Annotated in this window: 17 protein-coding genes and 1 riboswitch; of the genes, 12 read left to right on the top strand and 5 right to left on the bottom strand. The window is 63.4% G+C overall.

What is annotated here, in order from left to right; all coding sequences use genetic code 11:
* Positions 1 to 13: 13 nt before the first annotated feature.
* Positions 14 to 937, bottom strand: a complete 924-nt coding sequence (locus PQR42_RS09965; protein ID WP_408385999.1) for a LysR family transcriptional regulator — start codon at positions 935 to 937, stop codon at positions 14 to 16.
* A 325-nt stretch (positions 938 to 1,262) separates the two neighbouring features.
* The gene (locus tag PQR42_RS09960; RefSeq protein WP_408386001.1) at positions 1,263 to 1,637 is read right to left on the bottom strand and encodes a hypothetical protein; all 375 of its coding nucleotides are present in this window, start codon (positions 1,635 to 1,637) and stop codon (positions 1,263 to 1,265) included.
* Positions 1,638 to 2,398: 761 nt separating this feature from the next.
* Between PQR42_RS09960 and PQR42_RS09955 the strand changes: the two genes are divergently transcribed.
* Both PQR42_RS09955 and rfbC read left to right on the top strand, forming a co-directional pair.
* Positions 2,399 to 3,394, top strand: coding sequence for a GlxA family transcriptional regulator (locus tag PQR42_RS09955; RefSeq protein WP_408207989.1), 996 nt, complete (start codon positions 2,399 to 2,401; stop codon positions 3,392 to 3,394).
* Positions 3,395 to 3,502: 108 nt separating this feature from the next.
* Positions 3,503 to 4,054: a dTDP-4-dehydrorhamnose 3,5-epimerase gene (gene rfbC / locus PQR42_RS09950; RefSeq protein WP_408207987.1), complete on the top strand. Its 552-nt coding sequence runs from the start codon at positions 3,503 to 3,505 to the stop codon at positions 4,052 to 4,054.
* Positions 4,055 to 4,105: 51 nt separating this feature from the next.
* On the opposite strand, the gene PQR42_RS09945 is transcribed toward rfbC, so the two are convergent.
* Positions 4,106 to 4,996, bottom strand: a complete 891-nt coding sequence (locus tag PQR42_RS09945; protein WP_408208125.1) for an EamA family transporter — start codon at positions 4,994 to 4,996, stop codon at positions 4,106 to 4,108.
* A gap of 107 nt (positions 4,997 to 5,103) precedes the next feature.
* Between PQR42_RS09945 and PQR42_RS09940 the strand changes: the two genes are divergently transcribed.
* Together PQR42_RS09940 and PQR42_RS09935 are read left to right on the top strand one after the other, a co-directional pair.
* Positions 5,104 to 6,009, top strand: coding sequence for a LysR substrate-binding domain-containing protein (locus tag PQR42_RS09940; RefSeq protein WP_408386003.1), 906 nt, complete (start codon positions 5,104 to 5,106; stop codon positions 6,007 to 6,009).
* Between the two features lie 104 nt (positions 6,010 to 6,113).
* Positions 6,114 to 6,743, top strand: a complete 630-nt coding sequence (locus PQR42_RS09935) for a GNAT family N-acetyltransferase (RefSeq protein ID WP_408386005.1) — start codon at positions 6,114 to 6,116, stop codon at positions 6,741 to 6,743.
* A 201-nt stretch (positions 6,744 to 6,944) separates the two neighbouring features.
* Here PQR42_RS09935 and PQR42_RS09930 read toward each other — a convergent pair whose 3' ends face one another.
* Positions 6,945 to 7,106: a DUF1328 domain-containing protein gene (locus tag PQR42_RS09930; protein WP_007182451.1), complete on the bottom strand. Its 162-nt coding sequence runs from the start codon at positions 7,104 to 7,106 to the stop codon at positions 6,945 to 6,947.
* A gap of 294 nt (positions 7,107 to 7,400) precedes the next feature.
* Positions 7,401 to 8,270 carry a spherulation-specific family 4 protein gene (locus PQR42_RS09925; RefSeq protein WP_408207977.1) on the bottom strand — a complete coding sequence of 290 codons (870 nt, stop codon included), beginning with the start codon at positions 8,268 to 8,270 and terminating at the stop codon, positions 7,401 to 7,403.
* Positions 8,271 to 8,326: 56 nt separating this feature from the next.
* Positions 8,327 to 8,406, bottom strand: a riboswitch (cyclic di-GMP riboswitch).
* Positions 8,407 to 9,051: 645 nt separating this feature from the next.
* On the opposite strand from PQR42_RS09925, the gene PQR42_RS09920 reads away from it, so the two are divergent.
* The 8 genes from PQR42_RS09920 (at position 9,052) to PQR42_RS09885 (ending at position 23,195) form a co-directional block, all read left to right on the top strand.
* Positions 9,052 to 11,853: a bifunctional glycoside hydrolase/polysaccharide deacetylase family protein gene (locus PQR42_RS09920; RefSeq protein WP_408386007.1), complete on the top strand. Its 2,802-nt coding sequence runs from the start codon at positions 9,052 to 9,054 to the stop codon at positions 11,851 to 11,853.
* Positions 11,843 to 15,835, top strand: coding sequence for a tetratricopeptide repeat protein (locus PQR42_RS09915; protein WP_408386009.1), 3,993 nt, complete (start codon positions 11,843 to 11,845; stop codon positions 15,833 to 15,835). Before PQR42_RS09920 ends, PQR42_RS09915 begins: the two co-directional genes overlap by 11 nt.
* A gap of 37 nt (positions 15,836 to 15,872) precedes the next feature.
* Complete coding sequence (locus PQR42_RS09910) at positions 15,873 to 16,424, top strand: LpoB-related protein (RefSeq protein WP_408207965.1); 552 nt, start codon at positions 15,873 to 15,875, stop codon at positions 16,422 to 16,424.
* 89 nt (positions 16,425 to 16,513) lie between these two features.
* Entirely contained in the window at positions 16,514 to 17,926 is a 1,413-nt protein-coding gene (locus PQR42_RS09905) for a PelD GGDEF domain-containing protein (RefSeq protein ID WP_408386011.1), read from the top strand.
* Complete coding sequence (locus PQR42_RS09900) at positions 17,919 to 18,929, top strand: tetratricopeptide repeat protein (protein WP_408386013.1); 1,011 nt, start codon at positions 17,919 to 17,921, stop codon at positions 18,927 to 18,929. The genes PQR42_RS09905 and PQR42_RS09900 overlap by 8 nt, the downstream gene beginning before the upstream one ends.
* Entirely contained in the window at positions 18,926 to 20,578 is a 1,653-nt protein-coding gene (gene pelF, locus PQR42_RS09895; protein ID WP_408207957.1) for a GT4 family glycosyltransferase PelF, read from the top strand. The genes PQR42_RS09900 and pelF overlap by 4 nt, the downstream gene beginning before the upstream one ends.
* Complete coding sequence (gene pelG / locus PQR42_RS09890; RefSeq protein WP_408207954.1) at positions 20,578 to 21,951, top strand: exopolysaccharide Pel transporter PelG; 1,374 nt, start codon at positions 20,578 to 20,580, stop codon at positions 21,949 to 21,951. Before pelF ends, pelG begins: the two co-directional genes overlap by 1 nt.
* Before the next feature lie 23 nt (positions 21,952 to 21,974).
* Positions 21,975 to 23,195 (top strand): glycoside hydrolase family 191 protein, encoded by a 1,221-nt coding sequence (locus tag PQR42_RS09885; protein WP_408493627.1) that lies wholly within the window; start codon positions 21,975 to 21,977, stop codon positions 23,193 to 23,195.
* The last annotated feature ends 22 nt before the right edge of the window (positions 23,196 to 23,217 follow it).

Here is a 23,217-nt window from a genome sequence, read left to right as displayed (position 1 = left end):
ATGCGCGCCCGCTTCAGGCGACCGCGCGCAGTGCAACCGGGCGGTCCGGGGCGCGATACTGGCTGACCGCGAAGTCGATGAAGCTGCGCACGCGCATCGACAGGTAATTGCGGCCGGAGTAGAGAATCGACACTTGACGTGGGCCGCCGTTGATCTCGAACTGTTCGAGCACGGGGACTAGCGTGCCGCGCGCGAGATCGTCGGCGATGATCGGCATGGGTAGCAAGGCGATGCCCATATGGTTGAGCGCGGCCACGCGCACCATCGCGCTGCTGGTCGCGGTGAGCGCGCTGCCTGTGTTGACGCGATAGAGGCCGTCGGCGTCCGCGAACTCCCAGCTTCGCGACGAACCGTCGGACACCGTCAGCAGGCCATGCCGGTTCAAGGCAGCGGGATCGCGTGGGGTGCCATTACGCGCTAGATAAGTAGGGGACGCGACGGTGAGTTCGTCGACGCTGGTAAGCGTGCGGCTCACCAGCGTGGAATTGGCGAGGCGCCGGTCGTCGGAGAAGCACACGTCGAAGCCGCCTTCCACGAGGTCGATGTGCGTGTCGAACGTCGTCACGTCGAAGTCCACGCGCGGATTCAGCGTGCGGTAGGCGGCGAGCAGCGCGCCCAGACCCGCCGTGGCGAAGGTCATCGGCGTGGCGATCCGCAACGTGCCCTGCGGGTCGCGTGTGGTTTCCAGCAGATTCGATTCCATCTCGTCGAGCTTCTCGATGATCGCGCGGCAACCGTCGAGATATTCGCGGCCCACGTCCGTCAGCGAAAGACTGCGCGTGGTGCGGTTCAAAAGGCGCATGTTCAGATGCGCTTCCAGCGTGCCGACGCTGCGCGTGACCGCAGCCGCTGACATGCCTAACTGTCTCGCCGCGAGATTGAAGCTGGCGAGATCGACTACTCGTGTGAAGACACGCATCGCTTGTAGCTGGTTCATGTTGGAACAGTAGAGAAGGGCGATGGGTGCATCATCGGCGATGGCGGATAAATCCGCGCTGCTAGGTGCATTAAGTCTTTTTTAATTTTGTGCAATGTTCATGAACTGTACGCGCGGACTGTTTGCCGGTTCCAGGAGAACCATCAGCAACGCTAAGCAATGGACAAAAAAAGAGCGCGGACAAAGCCGCGCTTGTGAAAGAGACTTGAACGAAAGTAACCGCAGCTACGCGGTGACTGAAGTATAGGTGGGCTGCGTGACGCGTTGCGCGCGTGATCTGAAACGCAGTCCTGCGTGAAACGCAACAAGCCCGCGTGCCGGTAGTTCAGTTAAGCATGCCGTGCACTTCCAGCGAAGCTTCCAGTTGCTGCGTGAGTGCGTGGTGCAGTTTGGCGAGGCTTTCGGTGGGCAGCGCGAACCCGGCCCAGCCTAGACCGGAATGCCGCAGGAACAGCACGGCGCCATCGTGCAGCGGATGCTTCTCCGCATGCCAGCACGGATCGATCTCGATCACGTACTGATGGGTGCGCAGCGGCTCCTTGGGCACTTCCGGGCGCATGCCGGCCCGCAGGGCGCTGAGGTGTTCGATCACGGCGTCGAGATCGGCCACGTCGAGCAGCACGGCGCTGTCTTCGATGGCGATGCGAACTGCGTGCTGACCATACTCGTTGACTCTTTCGATGCTCATGGGGCGCGACATGTGCTGGCTCCTTGCGGCTATCACGATGCACGAATTATGTCGCTGCCGCGCCTGGCGAATCCTTAAAGAGCACGATCCGCGGATGAAACTTTGTTTAAGGAACGTGCTTGCCGCACTCGCCACGGCCGGTTCCCAATAGTCTGACGTTTTCCAGAATTGTGCGCTGCAAACGTGAATTGATCATACGTATAAAACGGCCAATGTTTCAATATAGAAACATTTTTAGATGTTCGAAAATCGCGTTTTCAAATATTTAATCGGGATCGATTCGTTAAATGCGGGTTCGATTGCATTGGGCAGTCAATAAATTCCCAATTTGCGAATAAAGCCGGTATTGAACGGTCATTATCTGCGAGGTTTGGAGTTCAAGTTTGAAACACTTTTGGATGGCGCTCCGCCATACGCGGGTCACAAATCGATTGCCTGCCGGCAGGCTCGGATGACACCTGCCAATGCCTGAAGAACGAGGCTCCGGGCCGCTTCGCGGCCAGGTGCCGCAAATGGCACCAGCATGGTTTGCTGTGGCGGCTACGCAACCTGCCAGTTGTCATATCAAACGCGAGATAACGGTTTTCTTCATACATTCTGTTTCTCGATAGTAATTTGTTTTTCAAATTTACTATAGCGAGCCATTCCGCTAACATCACGCTTAATCCGTTAAGTGGCCTTGCTGCGATTTCTTCCGGCAATAAATCATTCCGCTCATACCGGCTGCTAACGGCGATCGGGGTCCACAATGTACGACAGTTTGGGGAAATATCATGCCGCACATGCACCTTGATACTGCGAGGATCACCTGGTTACATACGCCGACATTGAACGTGCGTAGTGCAACGCGGCGAATCGGCGTGTTGCTGTTCGACGGCTTCTGGCTGCTCGGCCCAGGCACCGTGGTGGAGATGTTCCAGACCGCGAACGAACTTTCGGGTTCGCGCGCCGGTGAAGAACAGCCTTACGAAGTGCAATTCCTTTCCATGGACGGCGGCAGCGTCGCCAGTTCTTCTTCCGCGCGCATCTGGACTGACCGTATCGACGCGCGCTTTGCCAGCGGCTTCGACGTGCTGTTCATCGCGGGCGGCTACGGCGCACATGTGGCCGCCCGCGACGAGCGTGTGCTCGGCTGGCTGCGTACGGTGCAATCGCGTACGCGCGCGATCGAAACGATCGGCGAAGGGCGGCTCGTGCTGGAAGCGGTCGGCCCGACGGATACGGATGCACCGCAGGTGAACCGCTATCTCAGCAGTGTCACGGGCGAGTCCGCGCTCAACGCGTCCAACGATCGTAACGACTGTGCCCGCAGCGCGCTCATGTTCATCAAGCGCGATCTCGGCGCCGAGCTTGCTCGCAGCGTCGCAGACCGTGTGATGCCCGGCATGGCTGCCACCTGGGTGCCACTGCCGGCGGAGGGCGGCACGCTCAGCGTGGCCGAGAAGATCCGTGCCGCGGCGCGCTGGATGGAGGCCAATTGCGACCGTCCGGTTTCAGTGGCCGACGCCGCGCAGGTCGCGGCGATGAGCGAGCGCAATTTCCTGCGGCGTTTCAAGCATGAAATGCAGGTCACGCCGTCGGACTATCTGCTGCAGGTCCGACTGCGCATTGCCTGCAACTTCCTGACCGAGACCGAACTACCGGTCGACAAGATCGCGCGGCGCAGCGGTACGGGCAATGGCGATCGTCTCGCGAAGATTTTCCGCAAGCGCATGGCGCTGTCTCCAACCGAATATCGCGCGCGCAGCCGCGTGGCGAGCGAGGCGTAATATTCATGCAGGTGCCCGTGCCGGCGGCGGGGCGCCATATGACACGTGGACGCGTCCGTCGTGGCGGCCGCGTTTTCGCCGGTCAGGCTTCTTACGAGCACAGCAGCAATGGGCAACAAGGTGATCGCGACGGCATTGCCGGAGGTGAAACTCATCGAGCCCGAGGTGTTTTGCGACGAGTTCGGCTTCTGCTTCGAGAGCTTCAGCGCGGACGAGTTTATCGACGACGTCTCGCAAGCTTTCCAATTGGTGCAGGACCGGCATTCGCGCGCGGTGCATGGCGTGCTGCGCGGCTTGCACTATCAGGTGCAACGCCCTCAGGGCCGGCTCATGCGGGTCGTGGTGGGCGAAGTTTTTGCTGTCGCCGTCGACGTGCGGCTCAATTCGCCGAATTTCGGCAAGTGGTGCGGGGCGTATCTGAGCGCGGCCAATTACCGGCAGATCTGGGCGCCGCCGGGCTTCGCGCACGGTTTCGTGGTGCTGTCCAATTTTGCCGAGTGTTTGTGGAAGACCACTGAATACTGGTTTCCCGAACTGGAGCGCTGCATTCTGTGGCGCGATCCCGACATCGGCATCGAGTGGCCGATCGATTTCGAGCCGACCCTTGGCGCGAAGGATGCCGCGGGCCGGCGTCTTTACGAAGCAGAAAATATCGCCTGAGCTAAGCGCACGGTCTTGCCGCGCCGAGGCGCGCGCGTCGTGCCGCAGCTTTCAGCGCGTCGCCACCACGGCGCCGACGCTCGCGGTCACCACTAGCAACGTGCCCGCGATCTGTAAAACCCCCATCGGCTGATGCAATACGACGAAGCCGGCCAACGCGCCGATCGCCGGTTCGACGCTCATCAGGATTCCGAACGAGGCGGCCGGCATGTGCCGCAACGCCACCATTTCCAGCGCGTACGGCAACAGCGGGACCAGCAGCGCGAGGCCCGCCGTCGCCACGATCTGGCCTGTCGCGACATGAAGACCGCTTTGCGCCAATCCGAATGGGGTGGCCACGAGCGCCGCCGCGATCAGCGATACCGACAGTCCTTCGAGTCCCGCGAACAGGGTGCCGGTCTTCTTCATCAGCACGATGTAGGTACCCCACCCGAGCGCCGCGCCGCAGGCAAGCAGCACGCCGAGCGGTTCGCCGATCCAGCCGGCGCGATCGCGCGAAAGCAGTATTACGCCGGCGATCGCCAGCGCGGGCCATAGCAAGGCTCGCGCGCGACGGACCGCGAAGGTCGCGACGGCGAGCGGCCCGAGAAAGTCGATTGCGACGGCGAGTCCTAACGGAATGCGCTGGAGCGCCGCGAAAAAGCACAACGTCATGCCCGCCATCGCCGCGCCGAGGACGCCGGCGGCAGTCCAATGCGCGCGCGAGTAACTCAGAAAGCGCGGACGCACCAGCAAGGCGAGCACCAATGCCGCCCAGCACAAGCGCAGCCACGTGGTGCTGAGTGAACCGTAGGTGGCCATCGTCGGCGCGGAAAGTGCGGCGCCGAATTGCACGCACGACATCGACAGGACGCACAGCAATGCCGCCCCGGCCGCGCTGCGGGCGGGTTTAACGCTGGTTTGCGCGGGATTCAGCGCGGATTGGAGGGTGGTGTCCTGCATGGTCGTCTGGTGAGTTGGCGCTCGATCGGAATTCGTCATCGCTATCTTATCGGTGCCGGCGGTATTAAGATAAGTTGATATTTCTTATGCTGACTTCAAGAACCCTTATGACCCGAGATCTCGACAGCAGCCTGCTGCGCGCCTTCGTCACTGTGGCTGAGGCGGGCGCGGTGGGCGTGGCGGCGACGCGCCTTGCGCGTACCCAGGCCGCGGTGAGCATGCAATTGCGCCGGCTCGAGGAAGAACTCGGCCAGCGTCTGCTCGACCGCTCGCCGCGCGGCGTGGAGCTCACCGAAGCAGGTCACTTATTGCTGCCGTATGCCCACACGATACTCGGCGCGGGCGCCGATGCGCGCCGCGCGTTGAGCGCAGGGCAGGTGTCCGGTACCGTGCGGCTCGGCATGCTGGAGGACATTGCGGTCGGTCGTCTGCCGCGGGCGTTGCGGCGTTTTTCGATCGCTTATCCGCAAGTGGCGCTGGAGATCGTCGTCGACAGCAGCGCGGCGCTGTCGAACCGGCTCGCGGATGGCAGCCTCGACGTGGTGGTCGGCGATCCCGCGCTGGTCGACGCAGCGCCGCTTCTCACGTGGACGCAGCCGCTCTTCTGGGTCGGCGCGCGCGGCTTCAGCCGCGAAGCACAGGCCGCGTTGCCGGTGGTGGCATTCGGCGGCGCGTGTCTGTGGCAGCAACAGGTGTTGACGGCGCTGCGGCGCGCGGGGATCGCGTGGCGCATCGTGTGCACCAGCACCAGTCTGCCGGCCGTCCAATCCGCGGTTGAAGCGGGGCTCGGTGTTTCGGTGCTGCTCGACGGCAACATTCGTTCGGAATCGATGCGCGTGCTCGGTCAAGGCGACGGTTTGCCCGACGCGCCCAGCGCGGACTTCGGGCTCTTCATGCGCGAGGTTTCCGGCACGCAGGCAGCCGCTGTGCAAACCTTGCAAACGTTCCTGTGCGAGGAATTGCATCTCGGTCTGCGCGAAGGCGAGCCGCAACTCGTGCCGGCTTTGGGTTAGTGCGCCGGCAGCTGTTCCCATGTGAGTTTTTACGACATTTTTTCTTGAGACGCATCCACGCCAAATCTACACTTCGAGCATCCTGATACCACGAGGTGCTCAACGTGAAGCGACCTGCAACGAAGCAACAATCCGTTCGTATCGACTACGTGTGTCACGGCATGGGCCGTGTCGAATTGCGCCGCTTCGATCCGGCGCGCGATTCGTTCGTCGCGTTGACGGCGTTGTTGCATCGGGCCTTCACGCCGCTCGGCGCAATGGGCCTCAATTGCACGTGCGTGGATCAGACCGTCGAGACGACACGCTTGCGCGCAACGCGCGGCGATTGCTATGTGGCGGTGTGCGACGGACGTATCGTCGGCACGATGACGCTCTATGCGACAGACCGTGAATCGGCGTGCGAGCTATACCGTCGCGACGATATCGCCAGCTTGCGCCAGTTCGCGGTCGAGCCGGTGTGGCAGGCGCGCGGTATCGGTACGTTGCTGATCGCATTCGCCGACCATTGGGCCGCGACGCGAGGTTATGCGGAGCTTGCGCTCGACACGCCGCAACCGGCTGCGCATCTGATCGCGTTTTATCGTGGACAGGGGTTTCGTATCGTCGATTTCGTGCGCTTCGACGGCAAGCGTTACGACAGTGCGATCCTGAGCAAGCCGCCCGTGGCGACGCGTACGCTCGCTAACTGGTCGCATCGATTGAGCGTGCGTGCGCCGATTGCGCGCGCGGCGTGACGACAAGGAAGCGACAACGAGGAATGGAGAAGTGCTGCAGTGCAATGCCTTGTAGAGAACGCATTGATGCAGGTCGAGCCCGGAAGTGAAAACCCGGGCGCGGGCAGCAACAATTGCAATACGGTGCGGCAAGTATTGCAACGGATTGCTGATTCTCGCGCCGGGGCAGGTGTGTTTCCGCCTAAACGGTCGAAGCGTTCATCAGCGTCGCATCACGCCCATCAGCAAGGTGACGAGGAAGATCACCACGAAGATGAAGAACAGGACCTTGGCGATTTCGGTCGCGCCCGCGGCGATGCCGCCAAAGCCGAATACCGCGGCGATGATTGCGATGATGAAGAAGATTGCAGCGTATCGAAGCATGGGGCCTCCCACCGATGGATTGCTGGATTGAAATGGAAAACGGCGACTCGTTGTGGGCACTGCGTGCTTTGACGGGTGATTTGCCGGCGAGCGGAATAGAGCAATAGGTGTGCCCAGACCCGGGCGTACGAGGGCGTGCCTCTGATCGGTGCGTCGGCTTGCAGGAGATTTCGTTCGCGGCACGGCGGTGGCCGGCGTTCTAACCCGAGCATCCACGAATGAATGCCGGGCTATAAGATGCTGCGGCCGGCGTCGCCGGCCGCAGCAAGCAGCATGTCGATATGAGTCAGCTCATCAACGCGCGGCGGCGTCCGTCACTTCATCGTTCCAGTAGGGCGGCAGCGCCTTGTACGGATTGCCACCGGCAAGCGACGTGACATACACGCCGCCCGCGCCATGCGTCTTCGCGTATTGCACGACGCCCGGCAACTGCGCTGCAGTCGCGCCGTACACCATGTGCACGAAGCGGCTCTTCGGATAGGCGGCTTGCCAGCTCATCGGCTGATATTTTGCGTAACTCTTCGCAGTACTTTCGAACACGACGAACTGGTCGGCCGTCGGCAGGCTCGCGTAAAGCTCAGGAATGTTGGTGCCCGGATTGGCCGTCACCGAGTAGGTGGCGTTCAGTCCTTTGATGTAGTTGTAGATCGACTGGTAGAACTGGATGTGCGACATCTGGCTATCGGACGTCATCTCGTCGATGAAGAAGCCATCCACCTTATACAGCGCCACGTAGGTATTGATGTCGGCCACGACCGCGGAGAGCGAGCGCTTTCCGTACGAGGTGGACACGTAGCCGAGTACCTTGCCGCCCGCGGCGCGAAGCTTGGCGACGGCGGCGGCATAGTTCGGGTCTTCCTTGACGCCGGGGCCGCTGTTCGGATTCAGAATCGCGGTGGTCGGCACCTTGCGCGCCGTGGTCACGAGGCTGTTCCAGTTCGCGACGCTGCCGGTAGCGTTGAAGTAGGAGGGTACGACGAGACTGGTTGCCGTGCTGCCGGCGAAAGCCGTGCCGTTGAGACATCCCAGCAGTAGACCTGCGATAAGCCCGGCCCGTTTCAGACACCTGCCGGTGCGCCCCGCAAGGCGGGTTCTTTCCGCCGATTCCAAAGCAATGACCGCACCCACACCCGCAACCGCACCCATTCCCCGATTTTCTTGCATGTAGCCTCCTGACGCGGTCTTTCGAAACCGCTGTCGATTGGCCCGCCGTGGACACGGCGGGCAACTGGCAAACTCCCGCAAGGGAGTCCCTGTAGTTTTGCGTCGCCGGATCGCTCCGGGTTTGCCCAAACTGCGCTAACGGCATCCCTTGAGTTTTCTTTAGGGGGCCGATTTATTTTTCTCGTTCTTTGGTTCGAGTGTCCCAAGAGTAACCGAAAATCGAATTCTGTTTTGCGTTTCGGTATTTATTGCCGCATGTGGCGCTGATCCAAGCCCGCGAGCGGGTCGAATACGCCTGTTAGACGGGGCTTAAAAAGATTTGAAAGAATTGAGAAAAAGTACAGCAGCGCATCTTTCTGCTGCGATTTATTGGTCAGAAGATTAAGCGCCCGACAGGCTTGATTTGAACCTGCTGCAGCGGTTTTCCAACACATTGCGGATCCCCTTGACGAATCGCTTTTAAGCAACCGCAACACTGATATCGGTTGTATTCAGGCGCGCAATCGTTTGCCTTTGAATTCAAGCGGATGCATTTACCACTATTTAACGATCCTGATTCAGCCGACGCCGTAAGCGAGCTTGAGACGCCACATGTCATGTGCTATCTTCCACCGCCTTACCAGTAATCAAACAAAAAGTCGGTATCGCATCCGGCGCAATGTCAGTTTTGCGCGATGTAAATAATGCCGACGGGCCGGCTCGAAAATCCGCTAGCGGAAACATTCTCCCCACAAGGAGAACGCCGCTCGCGTTCAGACTGAACGGGGAAAAGATTTTGGCGATGAAGAAGCGGACCCGGGCATGCGCCGGCGGGGACTCTTGCGGGGTGGTCGAACGTGCGGGCGAACGATTTCTTACGCGCAGCTTGATTGCGGTAATCCTTGGCGCGGCAGGCATTGCACCGCTTGTGACTCATGCAGTGACACAGACGGAAGCTGCGCCGCTGCGGTCCGCTGCCGCGGCGACCAGCTCCAGCTCCGCCGCGTCTCGGCCCAACGTCGCTTTCTTTTATGCGGCCAATCCGCCTGTCGGTGAATTGCAAGCATTCGATGCCGTCGTAGTTGACCCCGCCACGGGTTTCGACCCGGCGGCTCACCCGCTGGCTCATACCACGTGGATCGCGCGCACCAATGGCGCCGAGTCCGCGGGCTCGGCCGACGCGTTTCTCTCCAGTCAGATCGAACCGCTGTGGCAGCGCGGCTATCGTGGCTTCCTGCTCGACACGCCCGCGGCCGTGGCCGCCGCCGGCCGCATTCATGAAGCGCATCCGGACGCACGCCTCGTGGCGGGCGGCGCCGACGTCATGCGCAACGCGCTGCCGGTTGCGAAGTCGCTCTACGCGGCAGTCGGCGAGTCGCTGGTTCGTGGACTCGACGACAGCGGCCAGCTTCTCGAAGTCCCCGAATCGTTGCGCGCACAACGCATTGCGGAAGCGCGCGCGTTCACGCAGCAAAGCGGCGTGCCGGTGGTGTCCGTGGAATATTGCGCGCGCAACGACCGGCAGTGCGCCCGCGACACGGCCGCGCGCGTCGTGTCGGCCGGCATGCTGCCTTATGTGACGAGCAAGGCACGCGACGTGGTGGGCATCGGCAAGATCGAAGTGCTGCCGCGCAAGATTCTCGTCGTGCAGGATCGCGACACCAAAGATCCGCTTGACCTGAGCGCGGGTGTGCGCGATCTGGCCACGCCGCTCAACTATATGGGCTACGACGTCGAGTACGCCGATTTCTCGTCGCGTCTGCCGGACGCCATCACGCCGGACCGCTATGCGGGCGTCGTCGCGTGGATCCAGCGCGGCGCGGTGCCCGATCCTGAAGCGTGGCAGCGCTGGGTCGCAGCGCGCATGGCGGATCACGTGCCCGTTGCGTTCCTTGGGCAGTTCGGCTTCGACGCTGCCGGCTCGGCCGGCGCGGCGCTCGACCTGCAAGCCGTGGGCGGCACGCTGGCCGCGCCCGTCACGGTGGTCAAGAGCGATCCGATGGTCGGCTTCGAAATCAGCCCGAAGCCCGAGCCGCGCGATCTGCAAGGCGTGCGCGTGGGTTCGCGCAGCCAGCCGTTGCTGCGCGTCTCGGCCAACGGCGTGCTGCTCGATCAGGTCGCGCTTACGCCGTGGGGCGGCTACGCACTGAGTCCGTACACTGTGGCATCGCTCGACAGCATCGAGCAGGAGCGCTGGGCGATTCAGCCGATGGCGTTCATGAAAGCGGCGCTGCATTTGCAGGACATGCCGTCCCCGAGCGTCACGACTGAAAACGGCCGGCGTCTGCTCATGTCGCACGTGGACGGTGACGGCTTCGCCTCGCGCGCCGAATTCCCCGGTCCCGACTATTCCGGCGAAGCGCTGTATCAGCAGATCTTCACCCGCTATCAGGTGCCGATGACGCTCTCGGTGATCGAAGGCGAAGTCGGGCCCAAGGGCCTGCATCCGGATATCTCACCGCGTCTCGAAGAGATCGCGCGCAAGATGTTCGCGCTGCCGCACGTGGAGATCGGCACGCACACGTATTCGCATCCGTTCCAATGGGAGCAGGTGGACAGCAAGACCGGCGCGCAGGTGGACCGCGGAGGTGGCGACGCGGCGTTCTCCCTGAATATTCCGGGTTATCACTTCAATATCGACCGTGAGATCACCGGTTCGATCGACTACATCAACACGCGTCTCGCGCCGCCCGGAAAGAAGACTGTGCTGCTGCAATGGTCCGGCGATTGCCGGCCGCCGGGTTTCGTCGTGCGCAAGGTGTATGAGGCCGGTGTCTACAACTTCAACGGCGGCGATACGGTGATCACCAAATCGGCCAATAGCTGGACCAATATCGCGCCGATCGGCGTGGACAAGGGGCCGGGCGCGTATCAGGTGTATGCGCCGAATCAGGACGAGAACGTCTACACGAACGACTGGCAAGGTCCGTTCTATGGCTTCACGCGCGTGCTCGAAACCTTCTCGATGACCGACCGGCCACTGCGCTTCAAGCCGATCGACATTTACTACCACATGTATAGCGGCACCAAGGTGGCCTCGCTGCGCGCGCTCGACCAGATTTTCTCGACGGTGCTCAAGCAAGCGGTGATGCCGGTCTACGTGAGCGAGTACATCCGCAAGGTGCTCGACTGGCACACTTTCGCCGTGGCGAAAGAGGTGGGCCCGCAGGCCAGCGACTGGATCGTGCGCGGCAACGGCGAGGTGCGCGAGTTGCACTGGCCGCAAGCGGCCAAACCGTCGCTCGGTAACGCGTCGGGCGTGACCGGTTTTGCAACGGGTCCGGACGGTACCTATATCCATATCGACGGCGGCAGCGCCCGCTTTGCGATCGGCAACGCCGCGACCGCGGGGGCGGCGCCGTATATCGGTGAAGCCAACGGTTTCGTGCGCAACTTCCGGCGCACGGCGCAGGGCATGCGTTTCGAATTCGCCGGTCACTACCAGCCGTTCGTCAAGCTGGCCAACGCGCAGCAGTGCAAGGTCAGCGTCAACCAGCAGGGTGTCGCCACGCGTCGCGATGGCGAGTTCCTGCGTTTCGATACGCCGGCTGACGTCGGACAGAAATTGAACTACCGGTCAGTCGAGGTCGCTTGTGGCCGATAACCGTCCTCGCATCGCGCCCACGTGGCTCGTCCTGCTGCTCGCGGGCGTCGTGTTGGTCACGCTGTATCTCGTGCATCCGCGCGGCGGCCTGCGTAGCCGGATGACGTCGACCGACGCGCCGAGCGATCTCAGCATCGCCTATCTCGAAGCATGGCTGCGCGTGCAGCCCGACAACACGGAAATCCTTTCGGTGCTCGGCACGCAGTATGTGCGTCTGGGCCGCAACGAGGACGCGCGCCGTATCGCCGCCCGCATGGAGGCCATTCCGAACGATCACATGCGCCGCGCGGCGCAGTTGCTGCGGCTGACGGTCGACACGCGCGAGACGTTTGCGCTGCCCGCCAACGACCCGGGCCGCGATGCCGCGCTCGCCCGTTTGCGTACGCAGCTCTCGAATGCGGCGGCGCTGACGTGGTCGAATGCCGATCTGCAGATGCTGGCTGAAGCGGCCGCGTCGGTGAACGCGCAACAGCTCGCCGGCCAACTCTATGCGCGCCTCGCCGAACAGGACCCCGCGCAACAAACGCGCTGGAACCGCGAAGTGGTGCGCTTCGCCATGTATGGCGGCGACTATCGCGGCGCGGCGAACGGCTGGTTCCGTTTGCAAGCGAGCGCGGCAACGTTCGATGCGAAACGTCAGTGCTTCATCGAAGGCATTCGGGCCTTGCAGTCGGGCAATCTGCTCGACGAAGCGCTCGCGGCCGCCAACCAACACGGCGCCGCGTTCGCCCACGATCATGAGACGCTCGTCGTGTTGCTGAACCTGGCGCGTGCGGCGCATCGTCCGGATCTCGTCGTCCGTTACGCAAAGGCGCTGGCCGGCTATGCGCAGGCTCAGCCTGATGAAGACGGCGCGCTGCGCCTCGTCGATTTCATCCGCGAACGCGCGCGTGAAGACGGGTCGCAAGGGCAGTACGCTTATATGGATGGTCCGCAAGGCGGATCCGGTTTAGCCACACGCACTCGCACGCACGGCTCGAGCGATGTGCAGCTCGTGCGCGTCGCGATGTCCAGCGCTGCGTCTACGCCCGCGCCTGCCGCCGCGGCGTCGAGTCCCGCAGCAGCTTCGCCTGCGGCACCGTCTGCCGCATCGAACTCCGCGGCCGCATCGAACGACGTCCCGAGCCTGCTCTATCAGTCCTTCCTCGAATCGAGCGATCTGCCCAACGCACAGCGCGTGGCCACCGAGCAGGTCAGCAAGAACCCAGGCTCGCCGGTCTGGACCAAGCGCCTTGCTCAGGTCGCCGAATGGAACCACGCGTCGCCGCTCGCCTTGCAGATGTGGCTCACTTACGCGCAGGCCACGCACGATCCGGAAGGCTGGAAAAACGTCATGCGCCTCGCACCGATGCTCAACGACGACAATGCCTATCTGGCGGCGTTGATCCAGGCATCGAATGCCGCGCCCGGCGATCTCAAGCTGGTCGACTCGGTGGTCGCGGCTTACGAGCGTCTCGGCCGTCCGGACGACGCGCTGGCTTTCCTGCGCGGCCGTCAACGCAATTCGCCTGCTGAAGCGATCGACTCGCGTCTGGGTCAGCTCGCGGAGCGCTCCGGTCACGACGACGAAGCGCTGACTTACTACCGCAAGCTGAATCAGCTCTATCCGTCGAACACGCAATACGCGCTGCGCACGGCGAGCCTGCTGTATCGTCACGGCGACTACAAGGGCGCGCTCGACACGCTGCTCGCCGCGCGCCGGGGCGCCAAGGACGACGACGTGCTGTTCTGGCGCAATGCCGCGCAACTCGCGCGTCTGTTGCAGCGTGACGACATCGCGAACGACGCCTACAAGCATCTATTGGCGAGCGGCCAGGCCACCCCCGAAGACCTGAGCGCGATGACGTACTTCTACGACGCGTATCCGGTCGACGCGGCCCGCACGTCCGAGCTGCAGTTCCGCCGCGACCACTCGCAGCGCGCGCTGCAGAGCGCGATTCACTATTACACCGATGCGGAGCAATACGATCGCGTCGACGCGTTGCTCAAGAGCCTGACGCCCGAGCAGCTGACGGCCGCCGAAGCCGATCCCGCGTTCCTGCGTGTGCGGGCCGAATACTATCGCCAGACCGATCGTCCGCTCGACGCACTGCACGATCTGCAGCACGCGGTGTCGCTGCCCGGCGCGCCGCTCGACTTGCGCGCCGCGCTGCTCTGGACGCTGGTGGACTACGGCAGCGAAGCGCAATTGCGCGAGGCGGTCGCCGAATGGCGCGATGCACCCGCGCAGGCGCCCGCTTTGTGGGGGCCCCTGGCCGCCGCGCTGATGCGTCTGAACCGGCCGGAAGCGGCGTTGAAATATCTGCGTCTGCAGTCGGCGTCGATGTCGCGCGATCCGCTGTGGCAACTCACCTACGCCGAAGCACAGGACATGGCGGGGCGCAGCGATCTCGCGTGGTCGATCCGTCGCAACGTCTGGCGTCAGATGCAGCAGGAAGAAGCCGCGATTCGCGCCAACACGGAGCAAGGCCAGATCGTGCTGCGCACGCGCGCCTCGCAGGGCAGCGAAGTGCGTGAGCAGATGCTCGGCCGACGCGTCACGCTGGCGTCGATCTTCGAAAACGCGGACGTGTCGAAGGCGTTCCTGATCGATCTGCTCGCCAGCGACGCAGGCCGCAACGACAACGCCGAAGCGCGCCGCACGTTGCTCGGCGACGCAGCCGGCCTGCCGCCCGCGCAACCCGTGAAGGCGGGCGCCGCTGCGAAGTCGCCGGATCAGGCGCAGTTGACTTCGTCGGTGGCGCGCGACGTGGCGCTCGCCTGGGCCATGTCGCACGAAGCGAATCCGTTGGCCAGGCGCTGGCTGGCTCGCCAGTACGCGAACGTGCTGGTGCAGCCTTCGGAGCAATTGATCGCGATCGCGCTCGCCGAAAACGACAAGCCCGCGATGGAGCGTCTGCTCGACCAGCAGGGCGCGCGCTTGCCGCTCTATAACCGCATCGACGCATCGATCGCGGTGGATCGTCCGGGCGCGGCTGAAAACCTCGCGTTTCAAGGCCTGGAAGGCGCACCCTACGATTCGGAACTGCATGGCCGGCTGGAGCAGACCGCGTTGACTTGGCCGCAATCGCTCGATGCGACCGTGACCAGTTACGTCGAGCATCCGCTCGACTACATCGAACAGACGGTGGCGGGCAGCATCAAGGTCGCCGATCTCTACATGGTCGGTGTGAACGGTATCCAACGCTTCCAGCACTCGACGGATGAGTCGCAACTCACCAACGTGCCTTCCGTGGATCGTTCGGTGGAGTTCTTCGCGCGCCGTCAAACGTACGACACCGCCTTCATGGTGACCGCCGGCCGCCGCGAAGCGCTCGACAGTTTCTATAGCGTGGCGGTGGCAGCCGAGTGGGGCAGGAATTCGCCGTTGTCGATCGCACTCAAGGCGGGCCGCAATCAGACGGCGCGCGAATCGCAGGCACTGCAGGTCGGCGGCATGAAGGACAACGTGGTCGGCACGATCACGTACCGCGTGACGCAGCATCTGTATGCCACGGGCACCGTCGAAGCCGATCGTTTCTATAGCCAGGCGCGCAACTACCTCGGCAGCGGCGTGCTGTCGACCGGCGAGATCGGCTATCGGATCCGCACGAACTACCCGGACTACACAGTGCGGCTGATCGGCGCGCATGGCGACTACAGCGCGAGCGGCGACGCGGACGGCCTGATTTCGCGGCTGATTCCCGTGACCGCGGGTCCGGTCACCGCGTCGACCTTCATCCCGCAGACGTACTCGCAATACGGGCTGTTCTTCGGTTTCGGCAACGATCTGATCGACCAGTACACGCGCGCATGGCGGCCGTTCCTCGACGTCGGCCTGCTGCACGACTCGTTCCAGGGCTGGGGTCCGGAAATCAGCCTGGGCCTCGCGGGCACGGTGTTCGGCGGCGATCACGCGGCACTCTTTTTCTCGCATCAGCGCGTCTCGCGTCTCGGCACGCCGGTGACCCAGATCGGCGCACGCTATAGCTGGTTTTATTGAACCGGATTTCGCATATATATCCCAAGGAGAATTCTTCATGTACGGCATTAAACGATTGGCTCGTACGAGCGCCTGGTGTGTCGCGGCAACCGCGCTGGCCCTGATGGTGAGCGCGTGCGGCACGGTGCGCCAGACCTCGGGCCCCGCGCTGTCGCGCGGCGACAAGGTGGCGGTCGTGTCGATCGCCAACTACACTGAAACGCCGGATGCCGGCCATAGCGCCGAGTCGATCGCGGCCAACACGCTGCGCGCGGGCGGTATCGCCGATGTGCGCATCGCTCCGGCCGACTCGAACCGCAATTCGTTGTTCGACACGACGCAGCGCGCCGACGGCGACAAGGCGCTGGAATGGGCGCGCTCGCAGAACGCCCGCTATGTTCTGTCGGGCGCGGTCGAGGAATGGCGCTACAAGACGGGCGTGGACGGCGAGCCGGTGGTCGGCGTGACCTTCGAACTGATCGACGTGTCGAACGGCGCCGTGGTGTGGAGCGCGACGGGTACGCGTACGGGCTGGAGCCGCTCGGGTCTGTCGAGCGTGGCGACCTCGCTGATCGCCAAGGTTCTGTCGCCGTTGCAAGCGCGTCAGTAAGGACGTCAGTCAGCATATCCCCAAGGTTGTGGCTTGCGCCCGAAGTGCGGGCCGCAAGCTGAAACCCGACATGTAAAAAGGAAATGGCCGTGAATACCGCAGCCGTGGAAAACAACCCGGGCGCCTCGAAGCCGCGCCATGCGCATCCGTTCGGCAATCTCGGACGCGTGCGCCGCTTGCTGGCGCCCGCGGTGGCGCGGCCGTTCGCGATCGTGGAGACCGTCGTGCTCGTGCTGGTCGTACTGGCCGTGGCCCGCTGGCTTCATCCTGAAGACCCGTTGCTGCTGCACACCGGTTTTCCGTGGCTATGGTTGGTGCCGTTGCTGGTGGCCTTGCGCTACGGCAGCCTGCTCGGCCTGCTAAGCGGCGCTTTCATGCTCGGCGCATGGTCGCTCTTTTATCCGCATGGCGGCGCGTTTCCCGCGCTGTATTTCGCGGGCGGTTTGATCCAGACGATTCTCGCCGGACATTTCGGCGATACGTGGGGCAGCCGCGCCGAGCGCGCGTCCTCGTTGAACGACTACCTGAACGACCGTCTCGTGGCGTTGACCAACAGTCACTATCTGATGCGGCTCTCGCACGAGCGCCTCGAAAAGGATTTGCTGTCCCGCCCGACGACGTTGCGCGATTCGATTACCGAGTTGCGCCGCCTCTCGGTCGCCACCGATACGGCGCTCGCCGTGCCGGCGGCGGGCAAGGAAATCGACCCGCTGGGCGGCGCGAGCGGTCTGCTCGAATTCGTCGCGCAAGCCTGCCAGATCGAAGTCGCGGCGCTGTATCCGGTGCATCACGGCAAGCTCGGCGCGCAGGCCATCGCGCAGATCGGCGACGCGTTCGAACTCGTCATGCACGACGAACTCGTCACGCATGCGCTCAATACGCTGAGCGTCGCGCATCTGAAGAACGAAGACACCGTGGTGCCGGTCAGCCAGTACCTGGTCTGCGCGCCGCTGGTGTCCGCGGATGGTGAACTGCGCGCGCTGCTCATCGTCAAGCGCATGCCGTTCCTGTCGCTCAATTTCGACAACCTGCAACTGCTGCTGGTGTTGCTCGGCTATTACGCCGACGGTGTCGAGCACTCCGCTTTCGTGCAACGCATTCTCGACCGCGTGCCGAACTGCCCGTACGAATTCGCGCTCGATCTGAGCCGCCTCACGCGTCTTCAGCAGAAGGCGGGCGTGGCGTCGTCGCTCGTCGCACTGGCGTTTCCGCGCGATGAAGAGGGCGACTCGCTGTTCGAGCACGTCATGCGCCGCCGCCGTTCGCTCGACGTGATGTGGCCGGTGCAGACCGCCAAGCAGTCGGTGCTGGTGAATCTGATGCCGGCTACCGACACGACCGGTATCGACGGTTATCTGGCACGGATCGAAGCCAGCCTGACGGCCCAGTTCAACACCGACCTGGAACACGCGCGCGTCGGCGTTCACACGCTCCACCTCGAGGGCGACGAGCCGGGCGCGGCGCTGATGCGTCTTCTCAAACGAAGCGGCCTCGATGTCTAAGACTCTTTCTCTCATCGTCAGCGCGCTCGCGGCCGTGGTGGCCGTGATCGTGCAATATCTGGCGATCGCGAGCCTGCTGCAACCGGCCGGCGCGATCGATCCGCTGCTGCGCTTTTTTGCGTTGCAGGCGTTGGCGGGACTCGCCGAGGCGGTCGCGTTCCGCTCGTGGCTGCCGCTGAATTATCGCGAGCCCCGGGCGGTTTCGCTGCTGTTCCTGTGGCTTGCCTGTACCTTCGTGCCGCTATTCGGCGGCCTCGTGGTGCTGATCAGCTGCGTGTGGGCGGCGCTCTTTCCGGCAGCCAAGGACAGCGATCAACTCGCCGATGTGCCGCGGCCGGAATTCGTCACCTACCTGGTGTCGCGTGTCTCGCACGGCGGCGGCGCGCGGCTGCAGGCGCGCCTTGCCAACACCCAGGTGTCGCCCACCGACCGGCTGTCCGCGCTGGTGGCGATCCAGAGCATGCCTACCCGCACTACGGGCACGTTGCTGCGCGAGTTGCTTGCCGACCCGCTCGAGGACATTCGCCTGATCGCTTACGGCACGCTGGATCACGCCGAAAACGAAATCATGCAGAAGATCTTCCGGACCAGCAAAGCGCTGGAAGCGACCGACAACGACGTCGAACGCCACGCGCTCAACCGGATGCTCGCCGAGCTGTATTTCGAACTCGTGTACCAGAACCTGGTGCAGGGCGCGGTCTACCGCCATACGCTGCAACAGGCCGACCGCTATGCGCAGGCGGCGCTCGAAACCGATCCGGGCGACGCCGCGCTGTGGCTGATTCGTGGCCGTCTCGCGCTGGCGAGCGGCCTGCCGAATGCCGCGCACGAATACATCGGCCGCGCGCTCGCGCTCGGTTTCCCGCGCGAACGGCTGGTGCCGTGGCTGGCTGAAGCCGACTTCCTGCGCGGCGACTACGCTCGTGTCAAGCAGCTGCTCGCATCGCTGGGCAATGCCGCCGCGTTGCCCACACTCAAACCGGTTGTGAAGTACTGGTCATGATGAAAGAACTCCCGATCCGCCGTGCCGCCGATGCCGATGTCTGCCTGCTGCTCGAAGGCACGTTCCCGTTCGTACGTGGCGGCGTGTCGAGCTGGGTCAATGAAATGATCCGCTCGTACCCGACGACCCGTTTCGCGATTGTCTTCATCGGCAGCCGGGAACAGGATTACAACGGGGCGGCTTATGCGTTGCCGGACAACGTCGTGCATATCGAAACGCACTACCTGTACGAGCAGGTCGCAGCCGACTTTCAACCGCGTGCCGTCGCTGGCGACGCCGCGGCGTTCGCGCGCTCGCAGGAATTGCACGACGCCTTGCGCGATCCGCGCAACGGTTTGGATGCCGGCGGGCTGATGGCCGGCATGATCCCGATGCTCGGGGCGAATGGCGCGCTGAACGAGGAACAGTTCCTGTCGAGCCGCGCGGCCTGGGACACGATCGTCGATCAGTATCAGAAATACTGTACGGATCCATCGTTCACCGACTACTTCTGGACCGTGCGCATCATGCACAAGCCGCTGTGGCAACTCGCGCGCGTCGCCGAGAAACTGCTGCCGGCGCGTGTGTATCACACGGTTTCGACGGGATACGGCGGCTTTCTCGGCGCGCTGATGCATTACCGCACGGGCCGCCCGCTGCTGATCTCCGAGCACGGCATCTATACAAAAGAACGCAAGATCGACCTGCTGCAGAGCCAGTGGATTCGCGACAACCGCGGCGTGTTCGAACGCGATATCTCACGCGTCAGCTATTTCCGCGAGCTGTGGGTGCGTTTCTTCGAAGCGATCGGCAAGCTCGCGTACGACGCGGCGGACGACATCGTCGCGTTGTACGAGGCGAACCGCCAGCGCCAGGTCACGGACGGCGCGCGCGCCGAGCGCACACAATGCATTCCGAACGGGATCGACGTCGACGCGCTCGCGCCGCTGGTGGCTGAACGCAAGCCGCGCTCACACCGCGTGGTGGCGTTGATCGGGCGCGTGGTGCCGATCAAGGACATCAAGACCTTCATTCGCGCGATCTTCATTGCGTCGCGCACCATGCCGGATCTGGAAGGCTGGATCATCGGACCGGAAGAGGAAGATCCCGCTTACGCGCTCGAATGCCGCGCGCTGGTGGAGAGTCTCGGGCTTAGCCACAATGTGAAATTCCTCGGCTTCCAACGCATCGACGACATGATGCCGCAGGTCGACGTGATCGCGCTGACGTCGATCAGCGAGGCGCTGCCGCTGGTGGTGCTGGAAGGTTTCGCCGCCGGCGTGCCGGCCATTACGACGGACGTGGGCTCGTGCCGTCAACTGATCGAAGGCGTGGATGCGGAAGATCGCGCGCTAGGCGCGGCGGGCATGGTGGTCCAGCTCGCGGACCCGGCGGCATTCGCCCAGGCGGTGCTGTCGTTGCTCGCCGACGAAACCCGCTGGCAGGCCGCGCAGCAGGCCGGCCTCGCCCGTGTGCGCCGCTATTACACCAAGAAGCAGATGATCGACCGCTATCGCACGCTGTATGAGCGCCTTGCTGCGCTGCCGGACCGCGAGCGCAATCGCACGTCCGCCGACGCAGCGCGCTGCCCGATGCACCACGGCGCCCAATCCAAGGCGGAGCCGCGCGTGCAGCCGGCGCAGCCCGTTCAATCGCAGGAGACACGCTGATGGCGGGTATCGGCTTCGAATTACGCAAGATCATGCGGCGCGACACGCTGACCGGCGTGGCGCGCGCCTATGCCTACGCGGGCCTGATCAGTTCCGGTCCGCTGATCCTGTCGATCTTCGGGATCCTGATCATCGGGCTGATCAGTCTCACTTCGGTGATTCCGACCTTCGCGATCGTGCAGTTTCAGGTGTCGGTCACTTATCTGATCGCGCTCAGCCTCATTCTGACCGGGCCGCTGCAACTGTCGTTCACGCGGTTCATTTCGGATCGTCTGTTCGAAAAGCGCGACGACCTCGTGCTCTCGAACTATAACGGCGTGGTGCTGGTGTCGTCGGTGCTGGCCAGCGTGGTCGCGGTGATCGCGATGCTGGTGGGTTTCCGCGGGGAGCCGCTGATCTACCGCCTGCTGATGATTACGGGCTTCGTCGTGGTCAGCAATATCTGGATCGCCGTGATCTTTCTGTCGAGCGTGAAGCAGTACCGGCAGATCCTGGTGGTGTTCGCCGTGGGCTATGCGTGCGTGGTGTGCCTCGCGCTCGCGTTGAACGGCTATGGGCTGGTCGGCCTGTTGGGCGGGTTCGTGGCGGGGCACATCGTGCTGCTCGCCGGGTTGTCGGGTCTGATCTACCGTAACTACCGCAGCGAGCGTTTCGTTTCGTTCGAAGTGTTCGAGCGGCGCTTCGCCTATCCGAGCCTCGCGCTGGTCGGTCTGCTGTTCAACATCGGCGTGTGGCTCGACAAGTTCATGTTCTGGTATGCGCCGGGCACGGGTGCGAGCGTGATCGGGCCGCTGCGTGCGTCGGTGATCTATGACATTCCGATTTTCATCGCCTACGTGTGCGTGATGCCCGGCATGGCGACCTTCCTCGTGCGTATCGAGGCGGATTTCGTCGAGTACTACGACGCCTTCTACGACGCCGTGCGCAGCGGGGCGACGCTGCGCCACATCAACGAAATGCGCGACATGATGGTGGGCAGCGTGCGTGCCGGCCTGTACGAAATCATCAAGGTGCAGACGGTCGTGCTGCTCTTGATCATCGCCTTCGGCGAGCGCGTGCTGGGCTCGCTCGGCATTTCGCCGCTATATATGCCGCTGCTCGTCGTCGACGTGGTGTCGGCGAGTCTGCAGGTGTTGCTGCTGGGCCTGCTCAACGTGTTCTTCTATCTCGACGGACGGCGCGTCGTGCTGCGGCTCACCGGCGCATTCGTGGTGCTGAACGGAGTCTTCACCGGCATCACGCTCAAGCTCGGACCGGATTTCTACGGCTATGGATTCGCGCTGGCGCTGCTGGTCGTGGTGGTGGCATCCGTGAAGGTGCTCGATCGCAAATTCATGTCTTTGGAATACGAAACGTATATGTTGCGGGGTTGAATCGTTCGACTTCGGATTCCACCATGCATCAGTATGATCTTGGCCCGCTCCGGCGGCCCGCGCGCGCGCGCCTTGCCGCCGATGTTCAATACGGCCGCCGCGTCGCGCAACGCTGGATCGGTGCGGCCGCGGTCGTGGCGGCCTGCAGTCTGCTGGCCGCCTGCGGAGGCGGCGGCAGTGGTACGGGCAGCACGAATGATTCGACCGCGGCTGCGGCGACCTCGGCGAGTGGGAGCGCCAGTACCTCTGGCAACCCGACCGGCTCGACGAACTCGACCAACTCGACCAACTCGACCAACTCGACCAACTCGACCAACTCGTCCGGTTCGAGCAATTCCTCGACGAATACGAATTCCGGCTCGACCACCACGCCGACGATCTCGACGGCCCGCGCCTTGCCGGCGTCGCCGGTCTGGGCAGCCTATTACGGCCAGGGCAGCGCGATCAACATCGCCCACGCGGCGGCCACGTTCAAGCTAATCGTGATCGACGCGGATCCCGGCAATGGCACGCCCGCCTTCTCGGCCGCGCAGATCGCAGCGTTGAAGGCGAACGGCGCGAAAGTGCTCAGCTACCTGAATTTCGGCGCCTGCGAGAAATCGCGGACTTACTGGAACACGGTCCCGTCCGGTTTCGTGTCGTGCGGCGCGAATTCCTCGGCGCAAATCAGCCGATATTCGGGCTTCCAGGAATACTGGATGAATCCCGCCAACGCCGACTATCAGAACCTGATCGTCAACTACGTCGCGCCGCGTCTCGCGGCAACCGGTGTCGACGGATTCATGCTGGACAACTTCGAAATCGTCGGCCACGGCGCCAATGCGTCAAGTGCCCCGTGCGATGCAACCTGCGCGCAAGGCGGTCTCGATCTCGTCAAGCAACTGCGCGACCGCTTTCCGGATCTGGCGATGGTGCCGAATGCGGCGCCGGTGCAGGCCATCGGCGGGACGACGGGCGGTGTATCGTTTCCGTGGCTAATCGACGGCGTGATCGCGGAACAGGTCTTCTTGCCGTCGAAGAGTTCATCAGTCGTGCAGCTGTTGAATTCGTGGCAAACCACTGAGCAGAATCTCGGCCGCGGCGCTTTCTTCGTGGGGTCGCTCGACTATACGTCGTCATGCACGGCGACCTCGACCGCGCAAGCCGCGTGGACGGCTGCGCAACAGGCGGGCTTCAGTCCTTCGATCTCGACTGTGTCGCTCGATAGCATCTGCTGGTGGTCGTTCCTGCCGGTGGGTAGTTAGAAACGACAGCCAGAAACCGGCA

Source organism: Paraburkholderia sediminicola, from assembly GCF_046027355.1.
Classification (GTDB): Bacteria; Pseudomonadota; Gammaproteobacteria; order Burkholderiales; family Burkholderiaceae; genus Paraburkholderia; species Paraburkholderia sediminicola_B.
This window is presented reverse-complemented; position numbering and strand designations above follow the sequence as displayed.